Genomic DNA, 19,323 nt, shown 5'->3' on the forward strand with positions numbered 1-19,323 from the left:
GCCGGCGAAATGAGCTACGGCGTGGCGCGGAGGTTCCTGCGGATGCGCCGCCTGCCCGTTCCACGGGCTTTCTCCGCCACAACGGCGGCGATGTCGACCACGTCGGCCTCGCGCGATCTGCCGTTGGTGGCCTTGTGAAGCCGCTCGTAAGGCAGCAATTCCTTGATCCGCGCGTTGAGCGACGCGATTTCAGCTTTGAGGTCCTCGCATTCCTGCCTCTGGACATCCAGCTGTATCTGTTCCGATGCTTGTTGCAGCGCAAGCTGCGAAAGATTGGCGTTCGCTTTCGAAAGGCTCGTCTTGTCGTTTTCGTTCTCGTCGGTGAGCGAGGACAACCTTTGATCGGCGATTTTCTTTTCGGCCAGCGTGTCGTTCAAGTCGGCCTTGAGCCTGGCGATCTCGGCTGTGGCCTCGCTGTTCTCGTGCGAGGCCCGCTCCAGCCGTGATTGCAGGTCCTGGATCTCGGAACGCAATCCGCGCATTTCCGTCTGGCTGCGGGCCAGTTCAGCTTGCCTGTCGCCTTCCATCATGCTGGCCGCTTCGGTCATTTCCGACAGCTTCGCCTGCGCGGTCTCGAGTGACTTCTGGAGCCGCATCTCCTCCTTCTCGCTCTTGCCGAGCGCGGTCAGCAGTTCGGCAAGCCGCGCTGCTTCGCTGGCATGGATCGTCGAGAGCTCGTCGAGCCTGTGGCGCGTCTGGGTTTCCCGCTTCAGCGCCTTGTCGAGCTCGATCGACAGGCTGACATGTTTTTCCCGCAGCATCTTGCTCTCGCGCAGGCGCCTGTTGGCCTCGACCGCCCTGGCCGTCAGCCGCTTGGCGATGTCGCCGAACTCCGCGTCGCGTTTTGCGCTCGCATTGGCCGTCTCGGCAAGTTCCAGCCTGGCCGCTGCGAGCGCTGCGCGAAGCGCCTCCCTGTCCTGGACCAGGCTTGTCTCGCGCTGTTGCAGCAATTCGCAGGCGCTTTCACGCTCGCGCAGCTTTCTTGCCGTGTCGTGCAGCTTTTCCGACAGCGTTCTTTGTTCCGCGATCAGGTCGCCATTTGCGAGCTCCAGCTCGTTGGCGCGAAGAATATCGGTGTGGAGGATGTTGAGGAACTCGCGCGTCAAATGGTGTGAGGTAGCGATCTCCGACAATTTGCCGTTGATCTCGTCCATATAGTTCCTGGCGTCGTGGAACATCCCTTCGAAGGCACTCAATGCCGCCATCCGGGTCTGCGTATGGGGCGTCAGTCGTGGCGCGGTTTCGGTGGCGTCGGCGTTGCCCGCGCCGTGCGGATTATCCGCACCATCCGCATCTGCCGCATTGGCCTCGGGTGCCGAGGCCTCGGCTCCTGGCGCGGAATCTGGGATATAGCCGCTGTCTGGCGGCGCGTCGTATTCGGTATCGAGGCTGGCATCCAGAGCGTCCGCCAGATCGGCCTGCAGCTCCTGGAGTGCATCATCTACGTCTTCGGCGCGCTTGATCAGACCCTTGAAATTCATAACGAATGCCCTTTACGCATACCCCATTCAGTATTTAATAATTGGCTAATATGTATGCTTACATCCACTGATTGCGCAGGGGAAGCCCCCCATTAGGGGGAGCGTAAAGTTGGACATTTGGGGTTGGGATGCGGCGGGCGACCAGTGCCGCGGCCGTCTTTTTGCAGAATTGACGCACCCAATTTCTGGGTGGAATCTGAATGCGGGAAATCCTGGCTCCTACTTCCCTCGTTGGAAGGTAGGACTGAGGGCGCTGGCGCTGGAGGATGCTCGTCCTGTAGCGCCGCGCCAACTCCGCTCGCTGCTTGCAGCGACCCTCCCCACAAGGGGAGGTAAAAGTCAGCCCGCCATGGCCAGCGGCACGGCGCTTTTGTTGGGGATCTGGATGTCGATTTCCAGCGTCGACATGGTCTCGCCGCGGTCCATCGAGATTTGCAGATAGTCCTGGTCGATCTGCACGTGCTTGGCGATGACGGCCATGATCTCCTCGCGCAGCACGGAGACGAGATCGGGCTGGCCACGGCTGCGCCGTTCGTAGGCGAGCAGCACCTGCAGCCGCTCACGCGCCACGGGCGCGCTGGAGCGCCGCTTGAAGAGGTCGAGAATGTTCATGCCGCCCTCCTTCCGAGCAGCCTGTCGAGGAAGCCCTTGCGCTCGAAGGGAACCACGACCGGCAGGTCTTCGCCTTCCAGCCGCCGCGCCGCTTCGATATAGGCCTTGGCGGCGGCGTTCAGCGGATCGCTCAGCGTCACCGGCGAACCGAGATTGGAGGCCCTGAGCACATCCTGGCTCTCCGGGATGATGCCAAGCAGCGGCACCGACAGGATTTCCAGCACGTCGTCGATGGACAGCATCTCGCCGCGAGCCGCGCGGCCGGCATCGTAACGCGTCACCAGCACGTGCTTGGCGATTTGCTCGCCCTGTTCGGCACGCATGGTGCGGGCGTCGAGCAGGCCGATGATGCGGTCGGAATCGCGCACCGACGACACTTCCGGATTGGTGACGATGACCGCCTCGTCGGCGAAGCGCATGGCGAGCTGCGCGCCGCGCTCGATGCCGGCCGGGCTGTCGCAGAACACATAGTCGAACACCGAGCGCAGCTTCTCGATCACCTCGCCGACGCCTTCTTCGGTCAGCGCGTCCTTGTCGCGCGTCTGCGAGGCCGGCAGCAGGAACAGCGTATCGACGCGCTTGTCGCGGATCAGCGCCTGCGACAGCTTGGCCGTGCCCTGGATGACATTGACGAGGTCGAACACCACGCGCCGTTCGGCGCCCATGATCAGGTCGAGATTGCGCAGGCCGACGTCGAAATCGACCAGCGCCACTTTCTTGCCGGTCCTGGCGACCGCGGCCCCCAATGCGGCCGTCGAGGTCGTCTTGCCGACACCTCCCTTGCCTGAGGTGACCACCACTACCTTGCCCATGAAAAAAGCCTCCGTCGCCTGATGTTGTCGTTTGTTATTGCTCCGTGCGTCGCACGGCTATTGTTGGAACCTGCCATCATCCCACGCGAAACCGGTCCCAACCTTGCGGACCTGAGCGTCCTGTTCGCGGTCGCACAAGACAAGAACTGGTTCGGCGTTTTCATCCCGGCGCCCTAGTTCAGCGGCACGACGCGCAGCACGCCGTCTTCGAGGAAGGCCTGCACCGGCTTGCCGCGCGAGGCGCCTTCCATGTCCTCCGCCGTGGTGTACCAGCCGTCGATGGCGAGCAGCTCGGCCTCGTTCCTGCGGCAGAAGATGCGCGCCGAAATATTGCCTTCCGAGCCCGCAATGGCGCGGCCGCGCAGCGTGCCGTAGACATGGATCGAGCCCGCCGCAATGATCTCGGAACCGGAAGCGACCGATCCAAGCACGATGACATCGCCATGCGGATGAAAGATCGACTGGCCCGAGCGAAGGGGCGACTTGACCATCAGCGTTCCGGCCAGGGCCGGCTCCGCCGCGCCGGCTTGCTGTTCTGTCTTGGCCGCCTTGGCCGCCTTGACCCTTCCAGCCTCGGCCCTGCCCTCGTCGGGCTTGCCCGTTTCCTTGCCGCGTTCCGAAGACACCGCTTCCGTCTTGCCGGCCTCTTCCGCCAGGCCTGCCTTGCCGTTGCGGCCGGGCTGCGCCAGCAGGCCATCTGAAGTGGCCTCCTTGGCGCCGGCCAGCAGCGGCGGCAGCTCGGGCCCGAGCGAGGCCCCTTCGAGCTCGATGGCATAGACCCGGATGCCACGCGTGCCGAGCGAAGCGACCAGCGCCGCGATCTCGTCGGCCGCAGGCTTCAGCGCATTGAGATCGAGCACCACCGGCCGCCCTGAGAAATAGCCCGGCGAATTGCCGATCCAATGATCCAGCCCCTCCAGCCAAGCACCGATCGGCGCCTCCGGCGTCAGCGTGAAAGCGACGAACGAACGGGCGCGAAAGCGAATGGATTTGGTCTCCAGGGGAGCGGCAAAGGTCACGGCTGGCGAATCCTTACTCAATGGTTAAAGGGTGCCGGCCGAATGGTTAACAAATGGTTAATAAAGACGGCTGGCACCTTGGAAGCCGCCAGAAATTGGAGGGTCGGCTAACCGCCAGTTGCGGATGCCGGCTGACAACACGCGGAATGTGTTGATAGCGCCGCGTCAGCAAGCGGATTACCGCCGTTCAATCGACAAGCTAGATCTCAAAATGCGCCATGACGGCAACAGGGAGGGGGCACCGCCAGCGACGACAGATCCCCTCCCGAAAGGCGCGCGCAGGTTGACAATCCTTGGGTTGATGCAACATCCTGCCGATCTTTGACCGGGAGGTAGTATGACTGTTTCGATCAACCGTCGCGTCTTTTCCGTCGGCGCGGGCACTTTGGCGCTGGCCGCGGCAGGGTTTTCGCCGGCGCGCGCGCAGCAGGCTTTTTTCCGTATCGGCACCGGCGGCACGTCCGGCACCTACTATCCGGTGGGCGGGCTGATCGCCAACGCGATCTCGGCGACGGGGCCGGCCGGCGTCGAGGGCCTGGTTGCCAGCGCCACGTCCTCCAACGGTTCGGTGGCCAACATCAGCGCCATCCAGTCGGGCGCTTCCGAATCGGGCTTCACGCAATCCGATGTCGCCTACTGGGCGCATTCGGGCACCGGCCTCTACGAGGGCAAGCCCAAGGTAGAGGATCTGCGCCTCATTGCGACGCTCTATCCTGAAACCATCCATCTGGTCGCGCGCGCCGACGCCGGCATCAAGACTGTGGCGGATCTGAAGGGCAAGCGCGTCTCCCTCGACGAGCCGGGTTCCGGCACCATCGTTGATGCGCGCCTGGTGCTCGGCGCCTACGGTCTAACGGAGAAGGACGTAAAGCCCGAATATCTCAAGCCCGGCCCGGCCGGCGAGCGCCTGCAGGACGGCGCCATGGACGCCTATTTCTTCGTCGGCGGCTATCCGACCGGCGCCATCGTCGAGCTTGCCAGCACCAAGAACATCACGCTGGTGCCGATCACCGGCCCCGAGGCCGACAAGCTCCTGTCCGAACAGAAGTTCTTCTCGACCGACATCGTGCCCGCGGGCACCTACAAGAATGTCGGCGAGACCAAGACCATTTCGGTCGCCGCGCAATGGGTGACCAGCGCCAAGCAGACCGATGACCTCATCTACAAGATCGTCAAGTCGCTCTACAGCGACGAGACCCAGAAGGCGCTGCAGGCTGGTCATGCCAAGGGCAAGCTGATCACGCTCCAGAACGCGGTCACCAGCGCCGGCATTCCGTTCCATCCGGGCGCGGAGAAATTCTACAAGGAAGTCGGCGCCCTGAAATAAGAGGCCATCAACAGACTGGCGACAACGAGGCGGAAGGCGTGCTTTCCGCCTCGTTTGTCTGGGGATTCAGGATACGGAACCGACTATGAGCGACGACGACAAAATCAGGCTTTCCGGCATGGAGTTCGACGAGGAAAAGGCTCGCGAACTGGAGGAGAAATTCGACTCCGAGATCCGGTTCCGGCCGCTGACCCGGGCCGCCGGCTGGCTGGTCGGCTTCCTCCTGGTGGCCTTGTCGCTGTTTCACTATTACACGGCTGGATTCGGCTTGCTGCAGGAGATGCTGCACCGGGGCATCCACCTGTCGATGGTGCTGTCGCTGATCTTCCTCGTCTTCCCTCTGGTGAAGAAGGGCTACGACCAGCCCGCCCAATCCAGCTTTCTGCGGCCGCTCGGCATACCGGTTTTCGACTGGCTGCTGGCGCTTGCCGCGGTGATAGCGGTCCTGCACGTGCCGATGATCCCGCTCGACGATCTTGCCTTCCGCGTCGGCAACCCCACGACGACGGACGTGGTGCTCGGGCTGACCCTCATTCTGCTCCTGCTGGAAGCGACGCGCCGGTCCGTCGGCATCCCGCTGCCCATCATCGCCATCCTCTTCATGGCTTATGCGCTGTTCGGCCCCTATATGCCGAGCATCCTGGTGCATCCCGGCGCGTCCGTCTCCCAGCTCGTCGACCACCTCTACCTGACGACGCAAGGCATCTACGGCATCGCGCTCGGCGTCGTCGCCACCTACGTTTTCCACTTCGTCCTGTTTGGCGTCTTCGCCACCCGCATCGGTCTCGGCCAGCTCTTTCTCGACTGCGCGGCATGGGTCGCCGGCCGCTACGCCGGTGGTCCGGCCAAGGTATCGATCTTCGGCTCGGCCCTGTTTGGCATGATCTCTGGCTCGTCGGTCGCCAACACCGTCACCGTCGGCTCGCTTACCATCCCGGCGATGATCCGGCTCGGCTACAAGAAGCATTTCGCCGCCGCGGTGGAGGCGGCTTCCTCCACCGGCGGGCAGGTGACGCCGCCGATCATGGGAGCCGCCGCCTTCCTGATGATCGAGTTCCTCGAACTGCCCTACACGACCATCATCCTGGCAGCGATAGTGCCGGCCTTCATGCACTTCTTCGGCGTGTTCATGCAGGTGCATTTCGAGGCCAAGCGCACCGGCTTGCGCGGCCTGCGGCCGGACGAGATGCCCGACGTGGTCGAGGCATTGAAACGGGACTGGCCGACCATCATCCCTCTCGTCGTCCTGATCGGCGTGCTTCTTGCGGGTTATACGCCTTACATGGCTGCCTTCTGGGGCATTACCCTGTGCATCCTGGTCGGCCTGTTTAACCCGCGCCGGCGCATGTCTGTCGCCGACATCGTGGTGTGCCTGCGCGACGGCGCCAAGTATGCGCTCGCCGTCGGCGCTGCCGCCGCCACGGTCGGCATCGTCGTCGGCGTCGTCACCCTGACCGGCGTCGGCTTCAAGCTGTCCTACATCGTCACTTCGACGGCAGGCCATCTGTCGCTGCTGTTCGGCACCTTTATCCCCGAGGCGATCTTCTCGACGCACGGGCTGACCCTTTTGTTCACGCTGATCATGACCGGCGTGGTCTGCATCCTGATGGGTTGCGGCATCCCGACGACGGCGAACTACATCATCATGGTGACGATTGCCGCGCCGGCGCTGGTGATGCTCGGCACCGAGCCGATCGTCGCCCACTTCTTCGTCTTCTATTATGGCCTGCTGGCTGACATCACGCCGCCGGTTGCGCTGGCTGCCTACGCTGCCGCCGGCATGGCGGGAGCTGATCCATTCAAGACCGGCAACACTGCCTTTCGGCTCGGGCTCGGCAAGGCGCTGGTGCCCTTTGTCTTTGTCTTCTCGCCGTCGCTTCTGCTGGTGACGAAAGATTTCACCTGGCCGAACTTCTTCCTGGCTTTCTTTGGCTGCGTGCTCGGCATCACCTGCCTGGGGGCCGCCCTCTCGCGCTACCTGCTCGTGCGCACCCGGCCATGGGAAAACGTGTTGCTGGTCTTGGCCGCCCTGCTTCTGGTGGCGCCCGAACTCTATTCGTCCCTACTCGGCCTGGTTCTAACCATTCCCGTCATCTTGCGCCATTGGAGCGCGCGCAACGTCGAAGAGGCGCGACCAGCTTGATCAGCGCCGCCCCAACGATCCCTCCCCGAGAACTCAAAGGGGCCGGAAACGTTTTGGGGACTTCAGGAAGTCAGCGTGCTCTCAACCTGAATCTGACGCGAACCGCCAGGATCGGTTCCGCGGGGGAAAAGTTCCCCGAGAGCTGACAGACAGCCTTCGACATCAGAAGCGACAGCCGGAGTTTCAAGTCATTGAGGGTCAGTGACGAAAGGCATGATGTCCACGCCGTCTCCCGGGAAGACGGTGAAATGCGGATGGCTTTCGAACAGGCGGGCGGCGGCATCGATTGTATCGGCCTCGACGACAATGTAGCCGCAGAAAGGGTTCACGGCGTCTGCGACCCCATCCTTGGTAACGCGCGTCGTCCTCCCGACCATGCCGCCGCGATCGGGGAAAGATGCGGCATTTCTCTCCTCCCAGTCCGTCCACTGCTGTAGGCCGACGCTATCAATCGCATCTTGCTCGGGCTTGGGCAGGCTGCGAAAGCGGGCAAGGTCTTCAGGCTTCATGGTGTAGACGGCAAGAAAGCGGGGCATGTGACGGTCTTCGCGCTGACAGAACCGATGCCAGCCTAGACTCTCGGTTGGCCGAAGTCACTAAGCACTACCACCCTCAGGCACGGCGAATTGCCCTGTCCGGGCACTTTCGGATCATCTCACTCTCCTTTCGAAAAGGGCCACGGTCGGGCCCTTCAGTCGCGGTGCTCCGGCACTCCTTTCAGCTGGTCCTTGGTCCATTGGGTCACGGCGTGGCGCCGTCCTCGTCGCGCATGAAGTCGAGCTCGGTGACGGCCACCGGGCTCGGCGAAGGGCGAGGAACGCCAGCCGTTCAAGTTTTCTCCGCGTCCGCGCAGGTCACTAAACACCGCTCTTGGCGCTGCGATGGAGTCGTCATCGCATCGTCTCTGGCCAGCTTCAGGCCGGCGCCTGGTCGGATGTGGGTGACCCCATGCCAAAGACATGGGGGCACATCGCTCTCAGACAGTTTGATACGACTGCCCGCCAGTCAGTGAATGTTGATACGTCGCGTCACCTGACCGTTGCTTTCCCAATAGGTATGCTTCTTGGCAATGATGGGATCGTCCATTGCGGGTTGGACCTGCCCTCCCGTATCAACCGCGCGCGAGGTGACGGCGTGCTCTCCGGCGGAAGGCTTGGGCCAGTCGACGGACCATAGTTTCCAGGCAAAGTCCGCCTTGTCGGTTTCGTCGATGGCCGCCGGCATCCATGGCCCGTCATCGATCTTCACCTCGACCCGGTCGACCGGTGCGCCCCAGGCGGCCCCGACGATCCGGTAGTCATCGCCGATATGAGTGACCCGGGCCGGTGCCGATTTCAGCCTCGCCCGCCCGACCGAAGTTTCCACCCATACTGTCTCGCCGTTGTGGTCTTCCTCGCGCAGCGTGACATAATCGCGTCCCATGAACCGGTTCTCGAAGCGCTGATCGTTCACGTCTATGCGCTTGATCCATTTGACGTTCGCGATCCCGTACCATCCCGGCGCAATCAGCCGCAGCGGGAAGCCGTTGTCAGAAGGCAAGGGGGACCCATTCATCTCGTAGCAAAGGATGTTTTTGGGATCCATGGCGTCGGCAAGTGACATGCTGCGCGCAAAATTCTGCGTGAACTTGACGTCGTCGGCCCGCTTGATTTCCCCTTTATCGGTGCCCCAGAAGACGACCTCGATACCAGTGTCGAGGACTCCGGCCTCCTTGAGGATCGGCGCGAGCGGCGTGCCCGCCCAGCGCGCATTGCCAATGCCGCCATTGAAAAACGGCAGACCGGTATTGCCCGAACATTCGACCGTGAAGGTGACTTCCTGGCGCGGTCGAGCCTTGATGTCGGCGAGCGTCAGGGTTGTCGGCTTTTTAACGGAGCCGCCGATTTCGAGTTTCCAGGTGCTTTCGTCGATCACCGGCCGGTCGAAATGCGCGATTGAAAAGAACTTGTCGTTGGGCGTCACCCAGGAATCGAGATCCTCCCACACCAGCTGATTTTTGATGACTTCCGGAACCGGGTTCGGCGGCAGCTGATCCAACCATTTGATGACTTCCTCGCCGGCCCGGCTTGGAAAGGCAGAGGCAATCCGCGATTGAAAGGACGCCAACGCTGCGAGGGCTGCCCCGCCTTGAACGATGAATTCACGTCTGGGAAGGTAATGCATGACGACTTCTCCTCCAGTGAAAAGCTCAGTTCTCCTTCAGTGATAGATGCAATAGCGACCGGGATCGCGCAAAGCAGAGGCCGGCCGCGGCGGGCAATTATGAGAGCGTGTGAAACAACCCGAGTTAGAAGCGCGCCGTAGTTAAAGCGACGTCTCCGCTCTCAATCGCCAGCTTGTCAGGTCCGAGCCGGCGATCTTCAACTATATGCCCTATCTGTCCTCGTGGCGAGGGCAAGGGCCGCATCTTCGCATCACGATTGGCATCTGCTTCGTGTTCGAAAATCCAATGCAGCCTACAATTGGTGGGTCGGATTTTGTGAGCGGCAGGGACAACGCCGAGAATAAAGGACCAACGAGTCGATTTCCTCAATGGCGCTTGAAATACTGCACCTCGCGCTCATGCTTCTCCGCCGCCTCGCGGCTATCGAAAGTCCCCAGGTTCCGTCGCTTGCCCGTCTTCTCATCCTTCTTGCGCGAATAGAGCCGGTATTTTCCGTCCTTGAGTTTGCGGATCATTTGGCCTCTTCCTGACCGGGATTTCGCCGCCGCTTGCCCTTCAGCCCGAGTGCTGCCTGTTCGATCGCGGCGCGGTCGTTGCCCAGCCTGTCGATCAGGTCCTGTGCCTGCTTGCCTGATATGCCGGTGCGCATGGCCAATTCCTCGACCGTAAGCACGTCGGTGCTGGCGATCTCGCGCGGCGGCGCGTTGCCTGCCGCCATCGACAGCTCCCTGTCGATCTCTGCCTCGGCCCGGTGCCAGTGCTGCTCGGGGTCGCCGCCGCCTTCGCGCTCCCAGATCCGATAGGCGCGCTCCTGGATTTTCCCATGCCGTTGGTCGTCGCCCATTTCTCAAATCCTCCATTGGGTAGCATCTGAACGCCGCCCGCCTCCGAACGATCCAAAGAATTTGCGTGATCGCCGGGCTGGGTCGTTGGAGATTGGGATGATACGAGGCGCGCCGGGCAGAGCCGGTCATGGCGCGAAATGATCCAGGCGGCGGGTCCGCCCGCCGCCTGGATGCCGGCCATGGCGGCCGGCTTTGTTGTCAGCGTCCCCAGATGCCCTGACCATAGCCCTGTGCAGGCATGTCGGAGTTCGAGTTTGCCCCCATTGCGCTGTCAGCGATGCTGTTTGTGACGCTCGGGACAGCCGTCTTGGCACCGCCCGACATCATCGCATGGGTGGTTGGATAGCTGCTTGCGGCAGGGATGAAGTCGGAGCCAAAGTGGTCGCTGCCGGCAAAAGCCATGCCAGAGGCGAACAACAACGAGGCAACGGTCAATACGATCTTCTTCATTTCGGTTTCCATCTTTTGAAGTTGACATTTGGCCCCAACGCGCCGCCCGCCCGCGTTCATGGGACCGTGTTTGTTGTTTCAGGCGAAACCGGCCCACCGCGATCCCACTGGATCTTGCAGCGACAGGTCGTTCAGCGCACGACCGTCTCGGTCCGTTGTTGCGCTGTTGGCGGCTTGATAGGGGCGTGGTGTTTGTGCGGGCGTGGTAGGCGGCGTGGTAAAAACCCTTGCCGGAGTGGAATTTTGCGTGGAATGCAGCCGGAAAGCGCAGCGCCCGCTATTGGCATTGCCGCCTCGGCCCGCCGGAATAGGGCTGATAGCTGTTGTCTTCCGGGCGGTAGGAGCGGTAGCGGCTGAAGCAGGAGGCGACATGGTCGTCATCCCCGGCGGCCGCATAGGCGCCCGGCCCGGTGCCGTTTTCCTCGACGTAGCTGGCCTCGGCGGCGGGCGGCGGGACACGGTCGGCGTCGAGATAGGGCGAGATGCAGGGGCGCTGCTGCCCGCTATAGGACATGTAGCTGTTGTCCTGCGGCCGGTAGGAGCGGTAGCGGCTCGCGCACCAGGCGACATGCGGCTGCGGCAATTCGGCCGTGGCGGGCGCGATGGCGCCGGTGGCGGTGGGGTCGGTCTCCCCGGCCCGGCGCTTGGGCTCGATATTGGCGGGCGCGGGCTGCTCGGCCGGCAGGCGCTCGAGATTCTGCGCCGTTCTGTCCACCGGCCGCGCCGTTTTGGTCCAAAGCTCCGCCATGCTGACGGTGGCCGGTGCCTGGCGCGGTGGGTTCGCGGTGATTAACCAGACGGCGAAGGCCAGACCGCTACCGAACACCGCAAGGGTCAAAACAAAACCGCAGACCAGTCCCAACAATGCTTTCACGCCGCGCTCCTTGAGCCCCTGCTAAAGCAATGCGGGGGGTCAAGGCTGGTTCCAGCAAAGCGCGGGAAATAGGCGCGGCGCTCCGCTGGGCGAATGCGAAGGCGGCGCCGTTCAAACCAGCTGCTTCACGTCCACTGGCAATAGGGTCTCCGCTGTGGGCAACGCGGCCGGCATGTCCTCGCCGCGCTGGCGCTGTCGCAGATGGAGCGCCAACAGCCGGTCCAGCGAGACCCTGCCGGCGCCCGCAACGGCCAGCACGAACATGCCGCCCGATATCGCCAGGTCCTTTTCGAAATGCAGCAGTTCGTTCTGGCTGCCGAAATTTGTGTGGAACAGCATGGCCGTTGCCAAACAGAACAGGCCGAGCGCGATGGCGCCAAGCCGCGTCAGCAGGCCTGACGCGAGGGAGAGCCCTGCCCCCAGTTGCAACGCGACGGTGGCGACAAACAGCGGCAGGTTGACACCAAGCGCTGCCATGGCCCTGGCGGCGGCATTGAAATGGGCGGCCAGCATGGCGCCCTCATGCAAAAAGATGAGAGACAGAAGCAGGCGGCCGGCAAGCAGGCCCACGTCCCCGAGGTGGTATTTAGCGGCAAGACCCTGCAGCTTCGCGGAGCGTTCGGTCAATGTCATGGTCAGCCTCCGATCTTTTTGGCACGGGCAGGCGCCAAGCGCCTGATGTTGAAAAGGCCGGAGCCGGCGCGAGGGAGAGGATGCCGGCTCCGGCAAAGCGCGCCAGCCACGAGCGCCCAGCCGTGGTGGACGAAGGGGCGAGCTCGGGGCCAACGCCCCCTTCCGTCTCGGCTTCGCCGTGGAGGGGGAGGAAAGGTCTTACTTCGTCACCCTGGTGTCGATGGCCTGCCGCAGATCGGAAAGCTCGTCGCACCCGGCCGGGCACAGCTTCTCCAGGGAGGCCAGCTGCTCCTTGGCCTTGTCCATATCGCCGGTCTCGACATAGAGCTCGCCCAGATATTCGCGGGCGGCCTTGTGGTCGGGCTTCAGCTCCAGCGCCTTGGTGTAGTAGGTGAGCGCGGTCTTGAAGTCGCCGGTCTTGCGCAGCGTGAAGCCGAGCAGGTTGTAGACGTCCGCCTGCTGCGTGTCCTGCGCCAGATCGCGCAGCTCGGCCAATGCGCCGGAATAGTCCTTGGCATCGATCTTGGCCTTGATGGCGGTGAGATCCGGCGCGTCGGCGCCTTCTATGTCGTCGACCGCATAGGCCGGCATGATTGTCGCAACGGGAAGCACGGTCAGCACGGCAATGGCGCCGAGCAGGCCGAACAGGGCATGTCTGCCCGACAGGGCATTTCTGCTCAAAAGGGATCGTTTCATTGTCTTTCTCGCTTGCGTTGGAAGCTCGTGCTCAGATCTGGACCGGGGTAAATCCGTATGCTTTGCCGTCCTTGACGAAGGTGCCGGTGCCCGGGAACGGGAAGTGCGACCCGGAAATGCGGATATTGTCCGATATCACCCGGTCGATGATCTTGTGGCGCGTGGCGATTGCCGTCGGTCCGTCCTGGTCGTAAGCGCCCTGCCACTCCGGATGCGGCGCCAGCAGCGCTGGCACATACATGGTGTCGGCCGAGATCATGATCTGCTCCTTGCCGGAGTTGGCCAGGTAGACAGAATGGCCTGGTGTGTGGCCGGGCGCGGCGATGATCTGGATGCCGGGCGTGACCTCGGCGCCGTCCTCGACCAGCTTCCAGTTCTTCCATTTCGGAAAGTTCTCGGCGATGCGCTTGCCCGCCGGCTTGCGGCCCTCGGGCAGCTTGGCCAGCCGGCTTGGGTCGGTCCACCACTTGTATTCGGTGGCGTTGACGATGAGCTCGGCATTGGGGAACACCGGCGCGTTGGTGCCCTTTTCCATCAGGCCCCAGACATGATCGGGGTGGAAATGCGAGATCATGACGGTGTCGATCGCGTTGTAGTCGATGCCGGCCGCGGCCATGTTGGCCGGCAGATGCGTGGCATTGGCCTGCCACTGGCCGACGCCCGAGCCGGCATCCATCATGATCAGCTTGCCGCCCATCTTGAGCACGACGACAGTGAGCGGGATGGGCATGAAGTCGGTGGTCAGCCCCGCTTTGGCGAGTGCTGCCTTGGTGTCCTCGACCGAGACATCCTTGATGAAGGCCGGGTCGTGCGGCTTGCGCCAGATGCCGTCATAGATGGCGGTGATCTCGATATCGCCGACCTTGTATCCGTAGAAGCCGACGGTGGGCTCCACCGGAGCTTGCGCGAAGGCCGGACGGATGAATTCAAGCTTGCCGGCAAGGCCGAAGGCAGCAGCAGCGGCGGCGGTGCCAAGCACTGTGCGGCGTGTCATGGTGAACATGGTGATCTCCTGTTCGAGGTGGTGGCTAAAAGTCGCGTATGGCCAAAGTCCTGGAAGGAATGACGAGGAGAGGCCGGTACCCGTCGGGAGCCGGCCCGGCCCCATGAATTCAGCGACCCCAGAGGCTGTCGTTGTTGTGTCTGGTGATGATGTCCTGCACCGACCCCTGGCTCGGCCCCGTCTTTATCTTGGTGTCGGCGCCATTGGGGCGTGCGGTGTAGGCGATCGAGCCGGTGGCATTGGTGTCGACCGGAGCGACCGGCTGGTTGGCGTTATTGGCGCCATGATCGCTGCCGGCGAAGGCAGCGCTCGAGGCAAGCATCATGGCAGCCACGCTGAGAGCGAGCTTGGTCATTTTGGCTAGGTCCTTGTTTCGTTTCCTCGGCGCGGGCCGTCAGATTGGCCCGCTACAGTGAAGACCCTGCAGCCCCGCGCTTTATTCCCGGGCGCGATGAGATTCTTTTGAAGGAGAAAAATCAGGGGCTCGGCGGCCAGGACTGAAGTCCTCGCCCACGAATATTAGCGAGAGGAACCAGGCTGGGAATGCCGCCGCGTTCCGGCACGCCGACCGCGTGCACGCACGAAAGGCGCCGGCGCAGCGCGCCGGCGCCTCTGATGATACGCCGAGTCCGTTCTGGTTACGGACAGGTCTTCTTGCCGCAGACCGCGATGCAGATCGCCGGGTTCGAACAGGTGTAGGTTTTTCTCGAGCTGGTCCCGGACGAAGACCCGCTGCTGGAAGCGGCGATCTGCCCGGACGCGCCTTTGGACAGGTCCAGCGCCTTCATGTCGGGATCGCGCGCGGCGATCTTGCCGCATGTTTCGCTGCCGCAGACCGCCCTGCAGATTGCCGGATTCATGCATTTGTAGGCCGCGAAGACCTCGGTCGGAAGAATTGCGCAGAAAACCGTAATGCCCAGTATCAAGCTTCTCGCCGCACGCATTTTTATCTCCAGGGCCAGCTTTCCGATGTCACGGAGGCCTGGCCGCTCGCCCCCGCTCCCGCGCATGCCGTTGCACCCGCGTCCGCCGGCGCGACCATGCCCGCACCGGGGATAAAGGCGTATCGCACTGGCGGCACAGGCAAGTGGCACTGACGGAACAGGTGACCGGGTTTGCCAGCGTGAGCGGCCGCATGCGTCTCACGGCGCGCGGCCGGCGCGCACCTCCGATGGGGTCATGCCATAGCGGGACCGGAACTGCCGGTAGAAGGTCGAGGGTTCGACCAGCCCCGCCTCGAAAGCGAGGTCGGCGATCGGCCTTGCTGAAAAAAGCGGGCTGGCGAGCTGCCGGTGGACCCGCTCCAGCCGTCTTTGCATGACATAGTCGGAAAACCCCTGCCCCTCTTCGGCGAAAAGGCGCCTGATGTAGCGCGGGCTGAGCCCCAGCCCCCGGCCCGCCGTCTCTGCCGAGAGGCGCGCTCGGTGCAGGTTCTCCTCGATATAACGCTTGATGGCATGCATGCGGGCGGTACGAACGCCGCGGCCGGCGACCACCTGGTCAACCTCGCGGTTGGCGCCGACCGCCGCGGCGAACAGATCGGCAATGTGCTGGGCGGCCAGCGGCGCCAGACCGGGGCCGATCGCCCCACCCGCCACCGCCTCGACATAGGCCAGCAGAAGCCGCGCTTCAGGCGTGCCGGGATTGATGGCATCCGGCCTGAGATCGCCGACATGGCGAAGGAGAGGAGTGAGCGTCGATCGGGCAAATCGCGCGCAGATCGTCCAATCGCCGTTCTGCGCCCTCGCTCGCCAGCTCCGGTCCATCGGCATGATGCAGGGCGCACCGGGCGAGGTCTCAACCGCCTCGTGCCGTGCCGTATCGAAACGCCACCCGCCCGCGATCCAGGACACCACCAGGTCGTCATTGGCGTCCTGCTGGAGCGCGGCCGTGCGTTCCCAAGCCATGGGCGCGACCTGCCCGTGGGCCACGCTCACCCCTGGCAGGATGGTGGTGGAGGCGCTTAGCCGCAACTCGCCGCGTTCAAGCGGCGCAAGGTCCAGCCGCATGCAGATGCGGCCATAGAACTCGCGCACGGCAGCTTCGCGCTCTCGGGCCGCGATCGCGTCCGTGGACAGAACTATGATGGTGTCCTGGTCGGCCACCTGCGTTCGATCCCCGCTCAGAACCTCACGGGGTGCCGCCGATGGCGGGCGCCGTTTGCTGCCTCTCCGCTCTAGACAGTGCCATGAACCCCTCCAGTGCCCTCGACGTGGTGTGAGCCTTCGGCCGCTTTTCGCGCGGGCTGCGGCAGAATTTCAAGACCTATGTGAGGGCTCCGCGCAAATGTGGCATGAGGCGCAGGGAATGTGGCCGCTGGTGCAACCGATCGGGGAAATCGCTTCGGAAAGCACGGGAAGGCTCTTCACATGCCTGCTGATCGGACACCGCTTGTCCATTGATTCATTTGCCTTTCGGCTGGCACGCCGCCTCTATCGCAGTTCGCGGATCCAGTGCCACATGGTGCGGTTCTCGCCATGGCCGAGGGACTGGCTGCGCCCATGGGCGGCATGTGCCCGCATCTCCCGCGGGGTCATGTCGAAAGAGCGGCGGAAGGCGCGCACGAAGCTCTTGCGGTGACCGAAACCATAGCGATCGGCGATCTCGGCAATGCTTTCGTGCCGGCGGCCGGGATCGGCGAGTTCGGCGCGGCAGCGGCGCAGCCTCTCCTCCTGGATATATCTGGAAAGACCGCCATGAGGCTCGAAGAGGTAATAGAGCTTGCGCATGGAAATGCCGAACATGGCGGCGATGGCCTCGGCGGTGAGGTGCCGGCTGCGGATATGCGCGTCGATGTGGCGACGGATCTCGCTGGTCAGCGCCAGGTGGACCGAGGCGGCGTTTTCCTCCGCCACGGCCGAATTCACGGCTGCGGCGGCGAGTTCCAGCGTCGGCCCGATCACCGCCTCGGCGTCCTGACGGCTCATTGCGGGCGCGGCCCCGTAGAGGCCCACAAGATGCCCACGCAACAGCGCTGCCAACGGCGCGTTGCCGGAAATGACGCGCATATTGTGCTCGTCCGGCGCCTTTAGGAATGGCGCCAGCAGGCGGCGCGGCATGGTCAGGTTGAGGCTGTCGAAATCGGACGTACCCGTCGACTGGGCCTGTGCCAGGTCGGCCACGATCAGGTCCCCCGACGAGGCCTTTTCATCCGATGCGCCATCGCGCCGTCCATGGCTTCCGCGCAGGCAGACCTGCACAGTGATGTGATCGAGGCCGTCGCGGCTGATCCGGGCGCGCGAGCGGTCGAAGCTTTGCGCGATGCACCCATACGAGGTGAGAACGATCTCGCCGAAGTGAAAGGCATCGGCGTGGAAATGAAACCGGTCATCGCCGGCGTTGCGCAGGCGAACGTCGTAGAGCAGGCCGATATTCTCCTGCCACAACGCAAGGGCTTGCCGAGGCGCCAGGCCTGCCGTGTCCAGCACGCAGTGCTGAACCCCGGTGTCGACGAATTGCCGTTGGGACACAACGCCTTGACTGCTGCCTGCCGCTGCCACCGCCCATGCTCCGCAACCGCGAACCGCTCACAATATGCATTTATGCCGGGGCGCGACAACGCCTGATCGCACGGACGCCGCCGGGAATGTGGACTCAGAGCTGGCTCACCACTTCTGTATATTCCCTCACCTTTCCATCCTGCCCACGAATGCGCCAGTTGCCGCCGTCGCGGTCTTCCACGTAACCCGGCCCGATCGGCACCTTGCCGCCACCGTCGGGCAGGTCGAGCACGTAGATGGGATTGCAGATGCCGGACAGGCGCGCGCGCAGCGCGGCCACCAGCGCCTGGCCTTCGGCGATCGTGGTGCGGCGGTGCGCCATGCCGCGCGCGAGGTCGCCATGGTGGAGGTAGTAGGGCTTTACCCCCAGGCGGTACATCAGCTCGCGGCAGAGTTCTTCCTGCACCTCGACAGTGTCGTTGACGCCCTTGAGCAGGACGCTCTGGTTGAGCAGCACGAAACCCGCCTGCCGCAAGCCGCGGCAGGCCGCCTCGGTCGCATCGGTGATCTCGCGCGGATGGTTGAAATGGGTGACGACCGTGATCATCAGCCGGCCTTGCAAGGCAGTGATCAGCCCTGGCGTGATGCGCGAAGGCAGCGCGACCGGCACGCGGGTGTGGATGCGCATCAGCCGCACATGCGCGATCGCCTCGATGCGGGCGCGGATTTCGCTGAGCGCCTTGTCGGGCAGCGAGAGCGGGTCGCCGCCAGTCAGGATCACCTCGCGGATCTCGGGGTGGGAAGCGATATAGGCGAGCGCCGGCTCCAGGGCTTCGCGCGTATAGCCACGTCCGATCGAGGTCAGGGACTCCTTGCGGAAGCAGAAGCGGCAATAGACCGCGCATTGATAGGTGGGAAACAGCAGCACCCGGTCGGCATGGCGATGCGTCAGCCTGGGCACCGGACTGAAGGCGTGGTCGCCGATCGGGTCGTCGAGCTCGCCTTCGCCGGTCACCAGCTCGTCGGGAGACGGGATGACCTGCGCCCGGATAGGATCGGCGGGGTCTTCCCAGTCGATCAGGTCGAGATAGGATTTGGGGATGCGCACCTTGTGACCGGAGGCTGCTTCCTGGGCCGCCGCGCGTTCGCCCGGCGACAGCGGCAGCACGGCCAGGTCGCGCACATGGCACACGCCGGCGCGGATGTCGTCCTGCCAGGCGGCGTCGGCATCGGAAACGGGCTCAGCTTCGGCCGTCGTCTCATCGTGGAGCTGTGTGGTCATGGGGTTCTCGAGGTTTTTAGCGGACCTATCGGCCGGATGGCCTGCCGGGTCAACCGCCTTGCGCCGGCCTTCCCCGTGTAGCAAGGAGGGTCTGTGCTCTCGAAAATGCCGCGGAGAAGACCCGGGATGAAACTTGTGGTGTTGGTGGTGCTAGCCACGGTGGCAACTGGATGTGTGAGCTCTCCGGTGGATTATGGGGCCTCGCTTTCGACGCAAGACCCGAAATGGATATCGCCGGAATGCCAACAGGCCCGGGTCGAGGCCTCGAACTATGATGCGCGTGAAAAAGAGCATCCCGGTTGGGGGACCGGTGTCTTCCTTGGCCCTTACGGATTGGGTCTCGCGGCAGCCATCAAGGAGCACGAGCAAAAGGAGCGCAAGATATTCGCCCGCAGGATACATTTGCGGTGCTCGAGTTTGCCGCTGCCGAACGAACTCGCGGGCGAGCCGGGCCCCCCGGCCACGACAAAATATCCATAGATGATATGCTTTGATGCTTCTGAAGGCAGGCCAGCGTTTGATGGGATCGCAGAAGCGGAAGC

General features: G+C 63.6%; 21 protein-coding genes and 1 pseudogene. 3 read left to right on the forward strand and 19 right to left on the reverse strand.

The features are described from left to right. Window positions 1-14 precede the first annotated feature (14 nt). From FJ428_RS05240 to minC, 4 genes are all read right to left on the reverse strand, one after another. A complete protein-coding gene (locus tag FJ428_RS05240; protein WP_140879038.1) occupies window positions 15-1,481 on the reverse strand; it encodes a hypothetical protein in 1,467 nt (488 codons plus the stop codon). Between the two features lie 339 nt (window positions 1,482-1,820). Beyond that, the gene (minE, locus tag FJ428_RS05245; protein ID WP_140500137.1) at window positions 1,821-2,093 is read right to left on the reverse strand and encodes a cell division topological specificity factor MinE; all 273 of its coding nucleotides are present in this window, start codon (window positions 2,091-2,093) and stop codon (window positions 1,821-1,823) included. Then, window positions 2,090-2,905: a septum site-determining protein MinD gene (gene minD, locus FJ428_RS05250; protein WP_140500139.1), complete on the reverse strand. Its 816-nt coding sequence runs from the start codon at window positions 2,903-2,905 to the stop codon at window positions 2,090-2,092. The genes minE and minD overlap by 4 nt, the downstream gene beginning before the upstream one ends. Window positions 2,906-3,078: 173 nt before the next feature. Continuing rightward, complete coding sequence (minC, locus tag FJ428_RS05255; RefSeq protein ID WP_140500141.1) at window positions 3,079-3,924, reverse strand: septum site-determining protein MinC; 846 nt, start codon at window positions 3,922-3,924, stop codon at window positions 3,079-3,081. 337 nt (window positions 3,925-4,261) lie between these two features. Between minC and FJ428_RS05260 the strand changes: the two genes are divergently transcribed. Together FJ428_RS05260 and FJ428_RS05265 are read left to right on the forward strand one after the other, a co-directional pair. Further along, a complete protein-coding gene (locus FJ428_RS05260; protein ID WP_140516103.1) occupies window positions 4,262-5,251 on the forward strand; it encodes a TAXI family TRAP transporter solute-binding subunit in 990 nt (329 codons plus the stop codon). An 85-nt stretch (window positions 5,252-5,336) separates the two neighbouring features. Beyond that, window positions 5,337-7,394: a TRAP transporter permease gene (locus FJ428_RS05265; protein ID WP_140879039.1), complete on the forward strand. Its 2,058-nt coding sequence runs from the start codon at window positions 5,337-5,339 to the stop codon at window positions 7,392-7,394. A gap of 188 nt (window positions 7,395-7,582) precedes the next feature. Here the strand turns inward: FJ428_RS05265 and FJ428_RS05270 are convergent, their stop codons facing one another. The 15 genes and pseudogenes from FJ428_RS05270 to FJ428_RS05340 form a co-directional block, all read right to left on the reverse strand. Continuing rightward, window positions 7,583-7,930: a hypothetical protein gene (locus tag FJ428_RS05270; RefSeq protein ID WP_140500147.1), complete on the reverse strand. Its 348-nt coding sequence runs from the start codon at window positions 7,928-7,930 to the stop codon at window positions 7,583-7,585. Between the two features lie 155 nt (window positions 7,931-8,085). Next, window positions 8,086-8,189: pseudogene (locus FJ428_RS30590) on the reverse strand (PRC-barrel domain containing protein); the annotation flags it as partial. A 210-nt stretch (window positions 8,190-8,399) separates the two neighbouring features. Continuing rightward, window positions 8,400-9,557 carry a sulfite oxidase gene (locus tag FJ428_RS05280; protein ID WP_140674317.1) on the reverse strand — a complete coding sequence of 386 codons (1,158 nt, stop codon included), beginning with the start codon at window positions 9,555-9,557 and terminating at the stop codon, window positions 8,400-8,402. Between the two features lie 366 nt (window positions 9,558-9,923). Next, entirely contained in the window at window positions 9,924-10,073 is a 150-nt protein-coding gene (locus tag FJ428_RS05285; protein ID WP_127204769.1) for a hypothetical protein, read from the reverse strand. Next, complete coding sequence (locus tag FJ428_RS05290; protein WP_140498999.1) at window positions 10,070-10,402, reverse strand: DUF2934 domain-containing protein; 333 nt, start codon at window positions 10,400-10,402, stop codon at window positions 10,070-10,072. The genes FJ428_RS05285 and FJ428_RS05290 overlap by 4 nt, the downstream gene beginning before the upstream one ends. A gap of 199 nt (window positions 10,403-10,601) precedes the next feature. Then, window positions 10,602-10,853 carry a hypothetical protein gene (locus tag FJ428_RS05295; RefSeq protein ID WP_140499001.1) on the reverse strand — a complete coding sequence of 84 codons (252 nt, stop codon included), beginning with the start codon at window positions 10,851-10,853 and terminating at the stop codon, window positions 10,602-10,604. Between the two features lie 277 nt (window positions 10,854-11,130). Next, window positions 11,131-11,727: a BA14K family protein gene (locus FJ428_RS05300; RefSeq protein WP_140879040.1), complete on the reverse strand. Its 597-nt coding sequence runs from the start codon at window positions 11,725-11,727 to the stop codon at window positions 11,131-11,133. Window positions 11,728-11,838: 111 nt separating this feature from the next. Then, the gene (locus FJ428_RS05305) at window positions 11,839-12,360 is read right to left on the reverse strand and encodes a DoxX family protein (RefSeq protein WP_140685672.1); all 522 of its coding nucleotides are present in this window, start codon (window positions 12,358-12,360) and stop codon (window positions 11,839-11,841) included. A 198-nt stretch (window positions 12,361-12,558) separates the two neighbouring features. Then, entirely contained in the window at window positions 12,559-13,056 is a 498-nt protein-coding gene (locus tag FJ428_RS05310) for a tetratricopeptide repeat protein (protein ID WP_140582480.1), read from the reverse strand. A 31-nt stretch (window positions 13,057-13,087) separates the two neighbouring features. After that, a complete protein-coding gene (locus FJ428_RS05315) occupies window positions 13,088-14,059 on the reverse strand; it encodes an MBL fold metallo-hydrolase (RefSeq protein ID WP_140499010.1) in 972 nt (323 codons plus the stop codon). A 109-nt stretch (window positions 14,060-14,168) separates the two neighbouring features. Beyond that, window positions 14,169-14,414: a DUF680 domain-containing protein gene (locus FJ428_RS05320; RefSeq protein ID WP_140499012.1), complete on the reverse strand. Its 246-nt coding sequence runs from the start codon at window positions 14,412-14,414 to the stop codon at window positions 14,169-14,171. Between the two features lie 283 nt (window positions 14,415-14,697). Next, window positions 14,698-15,003 (reverse strand): hypothetical protein, encoded by a 306-nt coding sequence (locus FJ428_RS05325; protein WP_140499015.1) that lies wholly within the window; start codon window positions 15,001-15,003, stop codon window positions 14,698-14,700. A gap of 198 nt (window positions 15,004-15,201) precedes the next feature. Further along, window positions 15,202-16,164: an AraC family transcriptional regulator gene (locus FJ428_RS05330; RefSeq protein ID WP_140499017.1), complete on the reverse strand. Its 963-nt coding sequence runs from the start codon at window positions 16,162-16,164 to the stop codon at window positions 15,202-15,204. Between the two features lie 327 nt (window positions 16,165-16,491). Further along, complete coding sequence (locus FJ428_RS05335) at window positions 16,492-17,487, reverse strand: helix-turn-helix domain-containing protein (RefSeq protein ID WP_181167219.1); 996 nt, start codon at window positions 17,485-17,487, stop codon at window positions 16,492-16,494. A 166-nt stretch (window positions 17,488-17,653) separates the two neighbouring features. Continuing rightward, window positions 17,654-18,781: a KamA family radical SAM protein gene (locus FJ428_RS05340; RefSeq protein WP_140685671.1), complete on the reverse strand. Its 1,128-nt coding sequence runs from the start codon at window positions 18,779-18,781 to the stop codon at window positions 17,654-17,656. A gap of 126 nt (window positions 18,782-18,907) precedes the next feature. On the opposite strand from FJ428_RS05340, the gene FJ428_RS05345 reads away from it, so the two are divergent. Next, window positions 18,908-19,261 carry a hypothetical protein gene (locus tag FJ428_RS05345; RefSeq protein ID WP_140499023.1) on the forward strand — a complete coding sequence of 118 codons (354 nt, stop codon included), beginning with the start codon at window positions 18,908-18,910 and terminating at the stop codon, window positions 19,259-19,261. Window positions 19,262-19,323: the final 62 nt, after the last annotated feature.

It is taken from the genome of Mesorhizobium sp. B2-8-1, from assembly GCF_006440955.1.
In the GTDB taxonomy this organism is placed as follows: domain Bacteria; phylum Pseudomonadota; class Alphaproteobacteria; order Rhizobiales; family Rhizobiaceae; genus Mesorhizobium.